The organism is Methanococcoides orientis (assembly GCF_021184045.1).
In the GTDB taxonomy this organism is placed as follows: Archaea; Halobacteriota; Methanosarcinia; order Methanosarcinales; family Methanosarcinaceae; genus Methanococcoides; species Methanococcoides orientis.
In genome coordinates this window covers 2,406,644-2,422,173 of sequence record NZ_CP073710.1, presented here as the reverse complement: position 1 = coordinate 2,422,173, position 15,530 = coordinate 2,406,644, and the positions used below count along the sequence as shown (strand labels likewise).

Annotated in this window: 15 protein-coding genes; 7 read left to right on the top strand and 8 right to left on the bottom strand. The window is 45.0% G+C overall.

Annotated features, from left to right (window positions below; all coding sequences use genetic code 11):
• Positions 1–12: 12 nt before the first annotated feature.
• Both J7W08_RS11785 and J7W08_RS11780 read right to left on the bottom strand, forming a co-directional pair.
• Positions 13–1,851 (bottom strand): ATP-binding protein, encoded by a 1,839-nt coding sequence (locus J7W08_RS11785; protein WP_233084621.1) that lies wholly within the window; start codon positions 1,849–1,851, stop codon positions 13–15.
• Positions 1,841–3,103, bottom strand: a complete 1,263-nt coding sequence (locus tag J7W08_RS11780) for a DNA double-strand break repair nuclease NurA (protein WP_233084620.1) — start codon at positions 3,101–3,103, stop codon at positions 1,841–1,843. Before J7W08_RS11780 ends, J7W08_RS11785 begins: the two co-directional genes overlap by 11 nt.
• 264 nt (positions 3,104–3,367) lie before the next feature.
• Between J7W08_RS11780 and J7W08_RS11775 the strand changes: the two genes are divergently transcribed.
• Entirely contained in the window at positions 3,368–3,541 is a 174-nt protein-coding gene (locus J7W08_RS11775; RefSeq protein ID WP_233084619.1) for a DUF5350 domain-containing protein, read from the top strand.
• Positions 3,542–3,839: 298 nt separating this feature from the next.
• Positions 3,840–5,480: a thermosome subunit alpha gene (thsA, locus tag J7W08_RS11770; RefSeq protein WP_233084618.1), complete on the top strand. Its 1,641-nt coding sequence runs from the start codon at positions 3,840–3,842 to the stop codon at positions 5,478–5,480.
• A 155-nt stretch (positions 5,481–5,635) separates the two neighbouring features.
• Here thsA and J7W08_RS11765 read toward each other — a convergent pair whose 3' ends face one another.
• The 3 genes from J7W08_RS11765 to J7W08_RS11755 are packed head-to-tail and all read right to left on the bottom strand — an operon-like array spanning position 5,636 to position 8,105.
• Positions 5,636–6,415, bottom strand: coding sequence for an exodeoxyribonuclease III (locus J7W08_RS11765; RefSeq protein ID WP_233084617.1), 780 nt, complete (start codon positions 6,413–6,415; stop codon positions 5,636–5,638).
• On the bottom strand, positions 6,416–6,979 hold the full coding sequence (locus tag J7W08_RS11760; protein ID WP_233084616.1) for a molybdenum-dependent transcriptional regulator: 564 nt from the start codon (positions 6,977–6,979) through the stop codon (positions 6,416–6,418). It abuts the gene before it with no gap.
• A gap of 13 nt (positions 6,980–6,992) precedes the next feature.
• Positions 6,993–8,105 (bottom strand): ORC1-type DNA replication protein, encoded by a 1,113-nt coding sequence (locus J7W08_RS11755; protein ID WP_233084615.1) that lies wholly within the window; start codon positions 8,103–8,105, stop codon positions 6,993–6,995.
• Between the two features lie 207 nt (positions 8,106–8,312).
• Here J7W08_RS11755 and J7W08_RS11750 point away from each other — a divergent pair, with 207 nt between their 5' ends.
• From J7W08_RS11750 to J7W08_RS11730, 5 genes are all read left to right on the top strand, one after another.
• Positions 8,313–8,636 carry a DUF134 domain-containing protein gene (locus tag J7W08_RS11750; protein WP_375141053.1) on the top strand — a complete coding sequence of 108 codons (324 nt, stop codon included), beginning with the start codon at positions 8,313–8,315 and terminating at the stop codon, positions 8,634–8,636.
• A gap of 37 nt (positions 8,637–8,673) precedes the next feature.
• Positions 8,674–9,510 carry an Mrp/NBP35 family ATP-binding protein gene (locus tag J7W08_RS11745; RefSeq protein ID WP_233084613.1) on the top strand — a complete coding sequence of 279 codons (837 nt, stop codon included), beginning with the start codon at positions 8,674–8,676 and terminating at the stop codon, positions 9,508–9,510.
• Positions 9,511–9,681: 171 nt separating this feature from the next.
• Entirely contained in the window at positions 9,682–11,532 is a 1,851-nt protein-coding gene (nrdD, locus tag J7W08_RS11740; protein WP_233084612.1) for an anaerobic ribonucleoside-triphosphate reductase, read from the top strand.
• The gene (locus J7W08_RS11735; protein WP_233084610.1) at positions 11,513–12,283 is read left to right on the top strand and encodes a prenyltransferase/squalene oxidase repeat-containing protein; all 771 of its coding nucleotides are present in this window, start codon (positions 11,513–11,515) and stop codon (positions 12,281–12,283) included. The genes nrdD and J7W08_RS11735 overlap by 20 nt, the downstream gene beginning before the upstream one ends.
• Before the next feature lie 89 nt (positions 12,284–12,372).
• Positions 12,373–12,804: a polymer-forming cytoskeletal protein gene (locus tag J7W08_RS11730; RefSeq protein ID WP_233084609.1), complete on the top strand. Its 432-nt coding sequence runs from the start codon at positions 12,373–12,375 to the stop codon at positions 12,802–12,804.
• Positions 12,805–12,828: 24 nt separating this feature from the next.
• On the opposite strand, the gene J7W08_RS11725 is transcribed toward J7W08_RS11730, so the two are convergent.
• The 3 genes from J7W08_RS11725 to J7W08_RS11715 all read right to left on the bottom strand — a co-directional run bounded on the left by J7W08_RS11725 (position 12,829) and on the right by J7W08_RS11715 (position 15,447).
• Positions 12,829–13,587, bottom strand: coding sequence for an ABC transporter ATP-binding protein (locus tag J7W08_RS11725; protein WP_233084608.1), 759 nt, complete (start codon positions 13,585–13,587; stop codon positions 12,829–12,831).
• Complete coding sequence (locus J7W08_RS11720) at positions 13,587–14,375, bottom strand: ABC transporter permease (RefSeq protein WP_233084606.1); 789 nt, start codon at positions 14,373–14,375, stop codon at positions 13,587–13,589. Before J7W08_RS11720 ends, J7W08_RS11725 begins: the two co-directional genes overlap by 1 nt.
• 76 nt (positions 14,376–14,451) lie before the next feature.
• Positions 14,452–15,447: an ABC transporter substrate-binding protein gene (locus J7W08_RS11715; protein ID WP_233084605.1), complete on the bottom strand. Its 996-nt coding sequence runs from the start codon at positions 15,445–15,447 to the stop codon at positions 14,452–14,454.
• Positions 15,448–15,530: the final 83 nt, after the last annotated feature.

The following is a 15,530-nucleotide window of genomic DNA, read 5'->3' as shown; positions in this document are numbered from 1 at the left end:
CAAATTCTTTTTTCAGACATGCTTTACAACACACTTTGAAAGCCCTATGACTTCCACAACATCGCTGTTGTCAGGACTTTGAATTATCATTTGTCCTTTCTTGAGATATGGAATACGCTTTTCATACTCTTTTTTGACCTTCATTGCACTTATTGCGGCATCGTTGGAAAGGTTCAGGATCACACGACTGTTGACCTGCTTGAACACTGTTTCATCTATATCCTGAGGGTCCTGCGTGATAAGGAACAGACCCAGGCCTTCCTTACGGCCCTGGCGGGCTGCATCCGCGAACTTGGAGATGATGCGCTTAGAGTGTTCTCCTGCACCCTTCGAGAGATACCTGTGTGCTTCATCCAGCACAAGGATGATCGGAGTTTCCTTGACCAGTGCATCGCCGGATGTATTCAATTTGTTGTCCACAACGATGGTCATAAGAGTAAGTGTGATAAGATCCCGTATCCTGGTGTTCGAGATGTACTCAGTAGGGAATACGCAGATCTGCCCTGCTTTGAAGATATCAGCAAGCATTTCATTAATAGGGGTTGCAGGCTGGTCGAAGACCCTTTTGAAAGCCTGGTTCCTGACCTTCCTTACAATTCCATCATAGGATGCTTCGTGAATCTTGCCGTTGTCAACATAAGTGCCCCTCACGCCTGCATCATCGATGTGCTCCATAAAGCCGTTGTACGTATGTTTTCCAGGTCTTTTGAAGTAATCCTCAAGCAGAAGTTCAAGAGCGATTCCCTGAAGCTCAGTAAGTCCTGCTGCAGCGATCAGCCAGGAGTTGCTTCTGACCATCTCGAAAGGTATTGTAAATTCAGCCTGCTGGGCACGTGACCTGCCATTGTAGTTTTGCCCATCCACCTTTGCCACAAAGGTCTTTGTGGAAGGGACGCCACCAAACTTCACGCTCTCTGAGTTCATATTATGTTCATCGGAAGAGACAAGATCAGGATTATCCTCCAGAAGCTGAGAATACTCATCCTGAGGATCCATTATCACCAGACACGGGTTCTTGTTCTTTTTTACACCATCCCCATTGTCACGCACCTGATATCTGTTATCCTCGCTCATGAACTGGCGCAGGATGTTCTTTGTGAGGAAGGTCTTACCGGTACCGGTACTTCCACAGACCAGCATATGCCTGAATATCAATGGGTCGCCCATGGAATAATCATTCCTCAGATAGTAAGGCACGGTCGGTGGTGATGCATGTGTTCGTACCAGTTCACCACCTACGCTCAGGTGACCAAGGAAGATACCTTCGCGAGGGATGTTAAGCCCGGTCTGTATCTTCAGTTTTTCAGTTACCGGCAATATAGGAGTGTTGGGCCTTGGGATACGGTCTGCCATACGACGCATAAGAGAGGATTCATCCCCGGGTACATGCTCATAAAGGATACATATCGGATCAAGGTAGGCTAGGAACTTGTAATCCAGCTCTGCAGTGGTGTTGCTCCTGAGCATCCTGCGTGAATGTATCTCGGTAGCATCATCCACTTCGAACTGCTGCTGGTACTGGAGCTTCCATATACGTGCAAAGAGGTGTTCGTTCTCATAAGGTACTATAACATATGTGCCCAGGCGTACCTGTGACCTGTGATCCGTAGTGATGTAGCCTGCGATCCTCGAGCCGGATTCGGTGACCTCGAGAGGATCAAAACCTGTCGTTATGATACCAAAGGCGTTGTCCGCATCACCGGTATTCAGATCGAACGAAGCCCCAACATCATACTCCTCGAATTCAGGAACTTTTGAAGTAGCCCTGTTTTCCGAAATTAGCTCCGTAGCGTTTTCATCATTAAGATCACTCTCTGAAGCATAGGCCAATAAGTCTGTATCATTGATCATCTATTGATTCACCCCATCTCACATCATTGTAAATAGTATCGATCTTCTGTCCTTTGAACATGCCTTTGATCAGCTTTTTTTCCGAGATCCTTATCTTCGCAAGGGAATCTGCCTTTGAAAGTGTCATAGGGATGCCATTCACAGCAATATCGTGCAGAACTTTCCTTGTGATCTGGTCCCGCATCTGCTCATCCTTTGTTATCCCATAAGGAGATTCGATCTTGAAAAGAACATCAATGGACGGAACAAAGACCATGAAAAATGTGATCGCATAGTCCTCTTTGGGAAACTCATGCTTAAGATCCAGATCCAGAACAAGAGAAGTGCTATCCATCATATTCTCATAGAACTGATTGGGCTGCAGGAACCAGTTGGTATAGGTTATCCATCTGCTACCTTTTCCTTCGTCCTTTCCCGGCGAGAGCACATTTTTGAAGAACTGTGAATCCCTCAGCCAGGGAAGATCGCCCATAGAATATTTTTTCCGGAGAGTTATCATTGTCTGCATATCCTCCGGGTTTTTCACAAAGCCGATGAGAGGTCTTCTGTTAGCAATATGATGGTCCATGATGTCCACATAGTTCTGCAGGATCCGTTTTGCATTGTCGTCATCCCTTATCTGCACTTCATCGGATTCCACAACCATCCAGTACATCAACTGTTTTGGATAAATAGGACCATCCATTATGAAAAAGCCATCTTCATCGAATTTTTCCATGAGCCATAGTATGTGTTCTGATTCTGACAGGTACAATGCAATATTATGCACCATCCGGTCAACCCTTTTCTTGAGCAGTCCGGGTCTGATCTTTACAATGGATGCACGACCCTCATTTTCATCAAAGTAGTCCCAACCCCCTGTTGTGTCGATAACCATGCCTGTACCGGGAGAGTACGTTGACATCACCATGGTCCATTTTGAATGAAGATCGATATCCGTAGGAGTTGAAGCAATACTGCAATGACAAAGATCCACATACAGCCCGCTGTTGAAAGATATCGGATTGGTACTGCCGCTATCGCAGGAATAGGTCTTCTCAAAGGGGTCTTTTGCAAGAGACATCCGATCGATGTCAACTTTTGCACGGAAGAGTTTACCGAGTGCCTTGAGCACGACCTTACCTTCATATTCCAGCTCACTGAGAAGTTCAAAAAGCTCAGGTGCCTTTTCCGGTTCATCGTCCTCCGATAAACTATCGATACGGGATACCATACTGGAAATGGCTTTAATGTGAACCGGCTCAAGGGTCATGTGAAACAAATGTACAGGAACATAGATATATCTGTTTATTTTTTATATTCAATTGCTCAATTTACTGGCCTGAAACAATCAGTCTTCACACATCATAAGTTCCGTAAACTTTAACTATAAACATTACATCTAAAGGAAACCTATAACATTGTATTTATCAGGTCACAAATATCCACATTTGTGCCAATTACAAATATAATAGATATCAGAGGCCATCAGGGCCTTAAAATTAATATTAACATAAAATCATAACGAGGATTGATAATGGGTAAAACAGGCAGCATTGAATGGGTAAAGGTCAAAGGAAGAAAGGGAAGGATAATCAAAGTGCAGAAAGCTTTCGGAGCAAAGGCACATCCAGGACCTGCACAGAGATTCACCTCAGGTGGCGCAAAAAGGCGTTTCCTTAAGAGATCACCAAAAGCTATTGTAAACTAAGTATCTCTCTTTCAGGACTGAAAGATCAGTCCTTTATCAAGATTGGTCTCTTTGAAAGGGACCGACTATCTTTTTTTGAATTAAATGAACCATCGGTATGTTAACCGCATAGCTGATGCTTTTTGTGCACGGATAGTATTAGTCGTAAGCAGTTCACAAGCTCACCCAGTGATCACTGGAAATTAGGTCCGGAAAAACCAGTTATCAGTAAATTATATATAGAACTACAAACATGTAAAAACGACCTGAGACACAGGTAGTTACATTGATCTATGTTTAATATAGGAGGTTAAAATATATGGCAGGACAGATGTCAGGACAGCCTATCTTCATTTTAAGAGAAGGTAGCCAGAGAACTAGAGGCAGGGATGCCCAGAGCAACAACATCATGGCAGCAAAGGCAGTTGCTGAAGCAGTAAGAACAACCCTTGGTCCAAAAGGTATGGACAAGATGCTTGTAGACTCCCTTGGAGATGTAGTTATCACAAACGATGGTGCAACCATCCTCAAAGAGATGGACATTGAGCACCCAGCTGCAAAAATGATCGTCGAAGTCGCAAAGACACAGGACGATGAAGTTGGAGATGGTACAACATCTGCAGCTGTCGTTGCAGGCGAACTCCTCAAGAAAGCAGAAGAAATGATCGAGCAGGACGTCCACCCAACCATCATCGCAGCAGGTTACAGGATGGCCTCCAAAAAAGCAGGAGAGATCCTCAAAACACTTTCAAAGCATGTCACATGCGACAACAAGGAAATGCTTACCAAGATCTCTGACACAGCAATGACCGGTAAAGGCGCAGAAGCATCAAAGGAAGTACTTTCCAAGATCGCTGTAGACGCTATCACAAGCATCGTCGACCAGGACGGCGGAAACAAGGTCGAGATCGAGAACGTCAAGATCGAGAAGAAGGTCGGCGGACGTATCGACGACTCCGAACTCATCGAAGGTATGATCCTTGATAAGGAAAGGGTACACGCCAACATGCCAAAGAAGGTAGAAGGCGCAAAGATCGCACTCCTCAACACTGCTATCGAACTTAAGGAAACAGAAGTCGATGCAGAGATCTCCATCACATCCCCTGACCAGCTCCAGTCATTCCTTGATCAGGAAGAGGCAATGCTCAGAAACCTTGTGACCAGCATTACCGACAGTGGCGCAAACGTCGTATTCTGCCAGAAAGGTATCGACGACATGGCACAGCACTTCCTTGCAAAGGCAGGTCTCTTTGCAGTCAGGCGTGTCAAGAAGAGCGACATGGAAAAACTTGTCCGCTCCACAGGTGCAAAACTTGTTACCAACATCGAAGAGATGAACGCAGACGATCTTGGACAGGCAGAACTTGTCGAAGAGAGAAAGATCGGTGGCGACAACATGGTATTCATTACCGGCTGTGTCAATCCAAAGTCCGTGTCAATCCTCCTCCGTGGCGGTACAGAGCACGTGATCGACAACATCGAGAGAGCACTCGAAGACGCACTCCGTGTAGTCGCTGTTGCAATCGAAGATGAAGAGCTCGTCGCTGGTGGCGGAGCACCTGAAGTAGAGGTTGCACTCAGACTCAACGAGTACGCAGCAACACTCAGCGGCAGGGAACAGCTCGCAGTCAAAGCATTCGCAGAAGCACTCGAGATCGTCCCAAGGACACTTGCAGAAAATGCAGGTCTTGACCCAATAGACATGCTTGTTGAACTGCGCTCACACCATGAGAAAGGCACAAAGACCGCTGGTCTTAACGTCTACACCGGCACTGTCATCGACATGTGGGAGAACGGCGTTGTTGAGCCACTCAGGGTAAAGACCCAGGCAATCAACTCAGCAGCTGAAGCATCAGTCATGATCCTCAGGATCGACGACATCATTGCATCAACCAGAGCACCACCAATGCCAGAAGGCGGCATGGGCGGTATGGGCGGCGGAATGCCTCCAATGATGTAAATTCAAAAAATAAAAAACATAAGGGCGCATTTTGCGCCCAACAATTCTTTTTAATAAATACAAATTCTCACTTACTATTTCTCATAAAATAATTACCCATATTTTTTGGATAGCAAAAGCTACACAGCCCGGCTATCAACAAAATATCATTCCAATTATTGACCGACCTCTAATTCGATGCCAATCGGGCAGTGGTCAGAACCCATAACATCCGACAGTATGTAAGCTGAAGTTATCCGATTTTTCAGGCTCTCGCTTGCAAAGAAGTAATCTATTCGCCAGCCAACATTACGGCCCCTTGCACGCGTCTTCTGATCCCACCAGCTGTATTGTCCTGCCCCCTGATTGAACATCCGGAAAGTATCAAGATAGCCGTGGTCCAGGAAAGTATCGATCCATGCTCTTTCCATAGGAAGGAAACCGGAGGACTTCTCATTCTGTTTGGGTCTTGCAAGATCGATCTCTTTGTGAGCGGTGTTCACATCCCCACATACGATAACATCCTTGCCTTCATCCTTGAATCCATCTGCACGTTCCATAAATGCATCATAGAAATCCATCTTGTACTGGAGCCTTTCATCAGAGGCTTTCCCATTAGGGAAATATATGTTGAAAAGAACAAAATCCTCAAATTCTGCGATCAAAGTCCTGCCTTCCACATCAAAGCGCTTCTCACCGAGACCATATTCAACATTTACCGGAGGAAGTTTCGTATAAACCGCAACACCACTGTAACCTTTACGTTCTGCCGAAAAGAAATGAGGAATGTAGCCATCAATATGTCGCAGATTAGTAGGAAGCTGCCTTTCCTGTGCTTTAATCTCCTGAAGACAGAGTATATCAGGTTGAGATTCAGCCACCCATTCCAGAAAACCTTTCTTCACCATGGACCTTAAACCATTCACATTCCATGACATAATATTGATAGAAGCCATTTAATTATCCTCATTTTCAGCTGATACCCGAGAAGGTCTTGCCAGCATGACCTCGGTGGATTTGATGATTGCAAACAACTCATCCCCTTCCTTTACATCGAGTCTGTCAACAGCCTCTGCTGTTACAATGGATGTAAGAATTGCAGGATCTACTTCGATCTTCACCTTAGAGACAATGTCACCTTTTTCAACTTCGACCACCCTTCCGATCAATTTATTGCGGGCAGATAGTTTGAAGGCAATGTTCTCCCATGAGGTGTCATCACCAACCGTTTCATCAATGTAGGTACGACTTGCCTCGTATTCATCGATAAGTTGTTTACCATACTCGGTCAGGAAAGTACCCTGGTCCTTTCCACCCCTGACAGTGTACACGACCTCCTGGTCTCCCCGTTCATTCATTTTCTTCAGGATGAGCCATGCATGTTTGTAAGACATCCCGAGTTTTTTACATGCTTTACTTAAAGAACGTTCTTCATCAATGGCTTTGAGCAAATTAACCTTACCAGCACCGATTATATGCTTCCCATCTTCTGTAAGCCATACTTTAGTTCTTGTCTCCAACGTCCTACCCCCTTCATTCAAGGCACTTGAGAATATCTTCCGGCTGATATCTTGGTTTCACGATACGTGTACGACCACGAGTGCCTTTGCCGGAAAAATCAGTGCTAACATAGCGTGCATCATTGAGCTTGTTGACCATATCATAGAACCGAGTGTATCCAAGACCAGTCTGTTCATGGAAAAGCTTGTAGAGCTCACCGGTCTGGCATTCCCTTTGCTTTGCGATAAGCTCGAGAAGTGTTCGCTCATCGGGTGTAAGGGACATAATGCTCCTTCCAAGATGCAATAAACGGGAATTTTCATATGCACTTTCCACATCTTCAACAGATATTGTCCTGCTGGCTCGCCTTTCGGCATTCAGGCCCGAACGTTTCAGAAGATCTATGCCCACCCGGAGGTCACCGGTCATATCAACGTATTCCACAATAGCATCCTTTACTTCATCCGATACGACATTAGGGAAAAATGCAAGATCGATCCTTCTGCCAAGGATGTCCTGGAGCTCATCATACGCATACCTTGGGAAAGCAACCTCTTCCGGCAGGAACACCGAGTTCACCTTCGGGTCGAACTGGTAAAGCTTTCCGGTATCACTCACGATAGCGATCACACCAACCTTTGCTCCCGGGAACTGTTCGTGAGCCCTGAGCATGGAATACATGACATCGTCAGCATTTCCTTCATGATAAAGATAATTGATATCATCAAGGCAGACAACCAGCGTCTTCTCATTTTCTACAAGGAAGTTCATTACCTTTTCAAAAAGTTTCCTGAATGCAACTCCTGATGCAGGAGGAGATACTTTGAAAAGCGCCTTGTAGACCCTCGCAATAACAGCAAACTTTGTAGAATCCATCTGGCAGTTCACCTTTACGAAAACCACATTTTCCGAGTGTTTTTTCATCTCCCCGAAAACCTTCATGACCGTCGTTGTCTTTCCGGTACCCGGTGGCCCACTGAGAAGGCTGTTGATAGGACGCATTCCCCGAAGAGCAGGCCGCAAACTGTACATAAGGGATTGCATCTGTGTTTCACGGTGCGAGAAATGATCAGGAAGATGGTCCAGTTCAAGAACACTACCATCCCTGAAAATGGTCTCGTCCCACATCAGCATATCCTTATCCATATACAGCATCTCCTCAATAAATTCTAATACAATAATTGTGAAAATACATAATAGCCTTTTGCTTATGGAACCTCCATTGTTATTTTTTTAGAAAAAAGTGGAGCGGGATATGCAATTAAAAAAACGTTTTTAAACACATGGGAATAAATATAAAAGCATTGTGGGAATTGCTTATATATAAGCTAACATATGAGGAGATACGATGTTATGACATGCAGAGGAAGACCAAAAAGCCCCAGAAGGGTCAAATGCAACCCGGAAGGATTCTATTTTAAGCCACGTGGAGTTGCACTTTCGGAGCTTGAGGTAGTCTCCGTTGCAGTGGAAGAGCTGGAAGCATTAAGACTTGTGGATTACGAAGGACTCCAGCAGCAGGAAGCAGCAACACAGATGGGGATCTCAAGGCGTGCATTCTGGGAAGATCTTAAGAGTGCAAGAAAGAAGATAGCCTTTGCATTGACCACAGGAAAGGCAATAGAGATCAAGGGTGGAAACTATGTCAGCATCAAAGACCAGAACGAAGAGAACTGAACTCTGGTAACTCAAAAATAATCACAGGAGATTTAAAATGGCATCCAATATTCAATCACCGGAAAGTCTGCTTAACGCAAAGCCAGAAGAACCAAAGCTCGTAACCAATCTTAGAGGCATAAAGAAGAAGATCATGGTCATGAGCGGAAAAGGCGGCGTGGGAAAAAGCACAGTCTCCGCCAACCTTGCTGCCACACTTGCTGACCGCGGATACAAGGTCGGTCTTCTTGACAGCGACATACACGGCCCCACAATCCCAACTATGTTCGGAGTTGAAGGTCAGAAACCAACTGTAGGAGAAAAAGGCATTGTTCCGGTAAAGGTCAGCGATAACCTGAAGGTCATGTCCGTAGGACTTCTCCTCGATAGCGATGACTCCCCTGTGATCTGGAGAGGACCTGCTAAGATGAGTGCCATCAAACAATTCCTCGAAGAAGTTGACTGGGGCGTGCTGGACTATCTTATCATCGACCTGCCTCCCGGAACAGGAGACGAACCACTGAGCATTGCACAGCTCATTGGAAACCTCGATGGTGCTGTCGTTGTCACAACACCACAGGATGTTGCACTTACAAGTGTCAGGAAGTCACTCAACTTCGCAAACATGATCGAAGTTCCTGTTATTGGAATGGTTGAGAACATGAGCGGTATCATCTGCCCACACTGTGACGAGATAATACACGTATTCGGATCAGGCGGAGTATCAAAGGCAGCAGAGGACTTTGGAGTGAAAGTGCTTGGCACATTACCTATCGAAACAGAAATTGCAGCCACAAGTGACAGTGGAAAGGTCCATGAAGATATCAAAGGCGATTCCGAATGGTATAAGACCTTCAATGAGATCGTTGACGCTGTCGAAGATTTCGTAAAATAATCACCTCAAGAGGACATTGGCAAGAGATGGTGAAACAACCACCCCTGATGTCCCCTCACCCTTTTTTGATATATTTGACCCACTGACCGAACACTATATTTGATACATGGCCTAACTTTTGTTCAGTCCTTCTAAATAGCTATTTAAATCTTGACTTCCAAACATTTAGTCATGAGTGGGAGTGAAGATAAAGAGGAGATCAATCGTCTTGATTTTAAAGACACTAACGAACTGATAGATGATGTCCTGTATGAAAAGAACTGGCTGATAAGAGAAAATGCCAACACACGACTTAGTCCTTCTGTCATTGACATGCACATTTCATCTCAGCTCAAGAAAATATACGCACTTGAAAAGCTATACTCTAAAGATGTTGCCAATGCACACATTAAAGGTAACATACACATACACGACCTGAGCGATCCATTCAAGCCTTACTGCAATGGTATTGATGGCAGGATATTCCTCATGGACGGACTGAAGTTCCCGGACTCCAGAAGTGCTCCTGCAAAACAATTCAATGCAGCCATGTTCCATGCAATGTCATTCATGCTGCATTCCCAGCAGTTCTTCGCAGGAGCCCAGGCTATTGATATGTTCAACTGGCTACTTGCACCGCATCTTCACTATTCGGATATCGATGAAGAGGAACTTCTCCAGATAGTACAGGGATTCATGTTCCAGATGAACCAGTCCAACCGTATCGGTGCACAGAGTGCATTCACCAACATCGGACTTCGTATCAATTGTCCTTCATCCCTTGCAAATGAACCTGCGGTCTATGATGGTAAGTTCATTGACAGGACATACTCAGAATTTGAAAAAGAGGCACTTGCTATCTACGACGCATTTATGGAGATCGCAGCAAATGGTGACGCTGACGGACTTCCATTCACATTCCCACTGATAACTACAGCCATAACAAAAGACCTTGACCTTGAAGACCCCTTATGGAAAAAAACGATGTATGCCACGTCTTCCACAGGTGCTCCATATTTCCTGAACCTGACCGCAGATTATCTTGAAGAGAACACTGTACAGGCCATGTGCTGCCGCCTTCTTGCAAGACATTCCGGAGGAGTGTGGACAGCTGGCGGAATGGGAAGCGGTTCCAATAAGATAGTAACTGTGAACCTGCCAGGAGTTGCACTTGATTCAGACAGAACAAAAAGAACAAATGGGATAGACAGGATCGAAAATATCGATAGGTTCTTTGAACGGCTGGATGAAGTTCTGGAGATAACAAGGAAAGCCCTGCTCGAAGGACAGGAGATAGTCAGAAGGTCATTATACGAATGGAAGATACTACCCTGGCTTTTGCAGAGAACTGAAAATGACCTCCCGTATTTCGATCCTGATTCGCGACATCTGACCTTTGGAGTGGTCGGACTTAATGAATGCCTGCTGAACATTACAGGAGAAGGTCTGATAGAGCAGCATGAGATGGGAATAAAGATAATTCGTCATATGCTTGCAAAGATAGAGACATACTCAAGGGAAGACGGAATTGAATACACGTTCGAACAGACCCCTGCAGAGAGCACCGCACACAGGCTTGCCATGCTTGACAGGTCCTCCTTCGGTGAAAAAGCACACATGCAGGGAAGCAGTCATGATGCATATTATACGAACTCCACACATGTACCTTACAGCTCAAAGATATCCCTGGCAGAGAAGATAAAGATAGAATCAGAGTTCCACCCATATTTTACCGGAGGAACTATAAGCCATATTTGGATGGGAGAAAGTTTTCCCGACCCCGAAGGAATGAGCGAACTAATACAGAAACTTTCCGAAACGAACCTTGCATACTTCTGCTTCTCGCCTGACTTCTCTGTCTGTGAGAACAGGCATGTTTCCCGCGGAATGAACCTTGAATGTCCCATTTGTAATAAACCTGCGATCGATCATGTATCAAGGGTCACAGGTTATTTCGGACACGTGAAACAATGGAACCCGGGAAAACAGAAAGAGTACGAAGAACGGCATCGATACAACCTTCATGGTAAAAACACTAAATAATGATGTCAACGTCATCTATCGCATGGAAGATGCAATAGACAGAGCATTTATATGGATATACCAGCAGGATCCATCCAGTGCAAAGGAATTATCACGCCTAGTAACTGCATGTGAACTCTGGGATGTTGAAAATGACTATTCTTCCCGGCTGATGCAACTCAGGAGCGGAACCAACTGGAACGATTCAGTAAGGGAAACAGCAAGAGCCTGTTCCGCGCTTGCATCATCAGACCACGGATCACCAGACATTGATCTTGAAGGTAGCTCACAATGGCTTACCTCCAGAAAGGAAAGCAACGGCTCGTGGGAAAATGATGTTTATGATACCACTTACGCATTAATGGCCCTGGCAGACATGGGCATTCACGATCCAGAAGGCTGCAGGTGGCTTGTAGAGAACTATGGCGAGAAATGGGAACACGTGGGAACGACATCACTTATCATTACTGCCCTGATCGAACAGGATCATCTGATCGAAGAAGACCTTTTTGCCGATTTCATCAACGAGCGTGCAGAATGGATACTATCAGAGAGGAACGAAGACGGTGGCTGGAAGTTCATCTCCACAAGCAATCTCGTGATCCAGGCATTATCGACCGCAGGGTATAAAGAAGACCTTGAAGCATCTGAGAACTGGCTCCTATCAAGGCAGAATGTTAACGGTTCATGGGGAAAAGGTGAAGGAGACGTTACAGCAACAGCACTTTCACTTATCACATTGAGATCTTTAAAGAACAATAGGATATATTAACAAAAAGACAGATTAATAAAGCAGCTGATAGGACATATATTACAGGACAGGACCAATCCGCCTTTAAGATCATGGATGTGGAACATAAAATGGATAAATTTGTCAAATACCACGCAGATACAAATACTTACATTATTCGAAGGAAAGCATTTTTCGAAGATAGTGTCAGGCTTGATGGAAATGTTATCATCGGTTCAGGCGCGAACTTCTGGAAAAACCTCGAGGTAAGTGGTTCGCTTGAACTTGGCAAGGCATCCCTTGTCAAAGGAAATATCAAAGCATCTGATGCCCTGATAAGCACACGCTGCGAGATAGGAGGGAATGTTGATGTTGCCCACAACCTTACAATGCTTGACAATGTGAAGGTCACTGGTCATGCAATATGTGGCAATGAGATGTCCATACGACCGGGATGTGAGATCACTTTTGCAAAAGCAGATACCGCCCTTGAACTCATCGGAAAAGTAGACATTAAAGAAATTGAATCCGGAACAAAGCTTATTGTTCGTTCCGACATGTAAAATGGAAAGCTCATATTCTTTGCATTAATCACGTCTTTCTTCTGCCAGCATCCTGAGAAGCTGGTGACGCAATTCATTTGCTTCAGAACTTGTCCTGTCACGAGGTCGTGGAAGATCCACATTTATGACCTTTTTGATCTTGCCCGGCCTTGCAGTCATAACAACGATCTTGTCTGCAAGGAATACGGCCTCATCCACACTGTGAGTAACAAACACAATGGTGATCTGATTTTTGGCCCATACATCGAGAAGTTCGTTCTGCAAGGTATTCCTGGTCTGTGCATCCAGTGCACCGAACGGCTCGTCCATGAGAAGCACCTTGGGCTCATTTGCAAGAGCACGTGCAATTGCAACTCTTTGACGCATTCCACCTGAGAGTTCATATGGATAGCTGTTCCTGAACTGCTCAAGACCAACGAGTTTCAGGTATTTTTCCGCCCTCTCAAGAGACTCACCTTTGCTCATCCCCTGCATCTGCGGACCGAATGTTATGTTCTGGATAACAGTTCTCCAGGGGAACAATGAATACTCCTGAAATACCATACCTCTCTTGGAATCCGGAAGTGCGATCCTTTCACCGTCAAGGGTTATCTCACCGGAATCCGGGAACTCAAGCCCGGCAATGATCCTCAGAAGTGTTGTCTTTCCACAGCCTGAAGGGCCTATGAAACAAACGAATTCCTTGTCCTTGATCTCAAGATTTACATTATCCAATGCAAGAGTCTCTTCACCATTTTCCTTTTCAAATGCCAGCGAGACATCGGATACTTTCACTTCACCCATTATACCACGACCCCTTCACGCCATTTAAGCAGATGCCCATCCACATACCACCTGAATATCCTATCGATCAGAAGACCCAGGAAACCGAGGATCAACATGTAAACAAGTACAAAGTCCATCTGGTGCAGGTAATAGTGCCACCATATCTTGTAACCGAGACCACTGCTGCTCACTCCGAACATTTCCGCAGCTACAAGACACATCCATCCAACTCCCATCGCTATGCGAATACCAGCCGCAATTGAAGGCAATGCTGATGGGAAAGCGACATGGCGGATAAGAGATCCACTTTTCATGCAGCCAAGAACTTTTGCAGCCTCTACATAGACCTTTGGAACGCTTTTGAAACCATCAAAACTATTGATTATTATCGGGAAAACAGCACCTACAAATACTACAAATCCTGCGGAAATGTGAGTAAGACCGAACCATATGATAGCAAAAGGTATCCATGCAAGAGGTGGAATAGGCCTTATAATTTCAATGATAGGGTCTAAAGCACGATTTACAGTCTTGAACCAACCCATTGAGATGCCTATGGGTATCCCTATCACCAAAGCTGAAATGATACCAATTCCGAAATGCAACAGACTTATAGCAAGGTCAGTGAACAATGCTCCGCTTTCTATAGTCTTAAAAAAAGCAAATAGAACATCAGTAAAGCTCGGAAGCTTGAATTTATTAGCAACAATATAGTCAGCCACCAGTTGCCACACAATGATAGTAATAGCAAGAGAAAGTAGTTCTATACCCCTGCCTGAAATTCTTTTTGTGCTGTCTTTACTCATGTTGCCTCCGGATGACTGAGGGGATTAACCCTCAGGTCCGGCAATATATATTTTGTTCATTAATGTATGTTTCTATTTAGTCTTCAGACACAGCTTCATAGAAGCTCACATCAAACATGTCTTCTGCTGTAAGCTCTGCATTAATGAATCCAAGTTCATACTGTATGTTTGCATATTCAACTGTTGAATCTACAAGCGGACGTGGATCTGCAGACCAGACACCATCCCAATCCTCAAGGGATTCAAGGACTATCTCCTGATCAGCGGTAAGCTTGGTACCATATGTTTCTGCAGCTTCTTCAAGATTTGCAGAATCATATTCTACAGCCCTAATGTGTGTCATGACTATCTGTTCGACCATTTCAGGGTTGTTCCTGATAAGGTCACCACTTACAACCAGTACACAGCATGGGTGATCCGGCATGATCTCACCTGATGCAACGACAGAGCGACCATTTCCTTCTGCTTCAATGAAAGTTGGAGAAGGATGTGGAAGGAATACCCCATCTACCTGGCCTGCTGCAATAGCTGCTTTAGCAGGTCCCGGTCCCATAGCCTTTATTTCAAGATCATTAACAGGATCAAGGCCATTCTCAATAAGCCAGTTCCTCAAGAGTGTATCCTGAATGGTTCCTGGCGGAAATGTTGCAATGGTCAACCCTTTGAGATCTTCAGGACTCTCATACGGAATCTCAGGTCTAAGTACAAGATCGGAACCCTGTGTGTTGACTGCTGCAACGATCTTGGCATCCAGACCAGTAGCAAGTGCAGAGATAACAGGAGCTGCGCCCACGTAAGCAACATCAAGCTCGCCTGCAAGCATTGCCTGCATCTCAGGAGCACCGGTTGGGAACTCGAACTCGTTCACTTCCTCAACACCAAATGGTGCAAGGTCTTCAGCCCACCAGCCTTTCTCCATAGCTGTCATGTGGGCGATCTGGTGTGTACTTGGCTGATAGCCAATATTGATCTCTGTGATCGCGGCATCTTCTTCAGGTGCAGAAGTACACCCGGAGAGGAATACAGCTGCAACCAGCATAATAGAAATGAATGCAATTGTTGTGATTTTCAAATAAAAACCTCCTGACGAATTATAATATTAATCTTAGTAACATTGTATTTCGTCTAAATGTTCTATTTATATCTTACCACATA

What these genes read in the sequence shown, in the direction of transcription:
- J7W08_RS11765 (WP_233084617.1), bottom strand. Translation starts at nt 6,415, where the DNA reads ATGGCTTCTATCAATATTATGTCATGGAATGTGAATGGTTTAAGGTCC.
- nrdD (WP_233084612.1), top strand. Translation starts at nt 9,682, where the DNA reads ATGAGTGGGAGTGAAGATAAAGAGGAGATCAATCGTCTTGATTTTAAA.
- J7W08_RS11745 (WP_233084613.1), top strand. Translation starts at nt 8,674, where the DNA reads ATGGCATCCAATATTCAATCACCGGAAAGTCTGCTTAACGCAAAGCCA.
- J7W08_RS11750 (WP_375141053.1), top strand. Translation starts at nt 8,313, where the DNA reads ATGACATGCAGAGGAAGACCAAAAAGCCCCAGAAGGGTCAAATGCAAC.
- J7W08_RS11735 (WP_233084610.1), top strand. Translation starts at nt 11,513, where the DNA reads ATGGTAAAAACACTAAATAATGATGTCAACGTCATCTATCGCATGGAA.
- J7W08_RS11720 (WP_233084606.1), bottom strand. Translation starts at nt 14,375, where the DNA reads ATGAGTAAAGACAGCACAAAAAGAATTTCAGGCAGGGGTATAGAACTA.
- J7W08_RS11730 (WP_233084609.1), top strand. Translation starts at nt 12,373, where the DNA reads ATGGATAAATTTGTCAAATACCACGCAGATACAAATACTTACATTATT.
- J7W08_RS11775 (WP_233084619.1), top strand. Translation starts at nt 3,368, where the DNA reads ATGGGTAAAACAGGCAGCATTGAATGGGTAAAGGTCAAAGGAAGAAAG.
- thsA (WP_233084618.1), top strand. Translation starts at nt 3,840, where the DNA reads ATGGCAGGACAGATGTCAGGACAGCCTATCTTCATTTTAAGAGAAGGT.
- J7W08_RS11755 (WP_233084615.1), bottom strand. Translation starts at nt 8,105, where the DNA reads ATGGATAAGGATATGCTGATGTGGGACGAGACCATTTTCAGGGATGGT.
- J7W08_RS11785 (WP_233084621.1), bottom strand. Translation starts at nt 1,851, where the DNA reads ATGATCAATGATACAGACTTATTGGCCTATGCTTCAGAGAGTGATCTT.
- J7W08_RS11780 (WP_233084620.1), bottom strand. Translation starts at nt 3,103, where the DNA reads ATGACCCTTGAGCCGGTTCACATTAAAGCCATTTCCAGTATGGTATCC.
- J7W08_RS11725 (WP_233084608.1), bottom strand. Translation starts at nt 13,587, where the DNA reads ATGGGTGAAGTGAAAGTATCCGATGTCTCGCTGGCATTTGAAAAGGAA.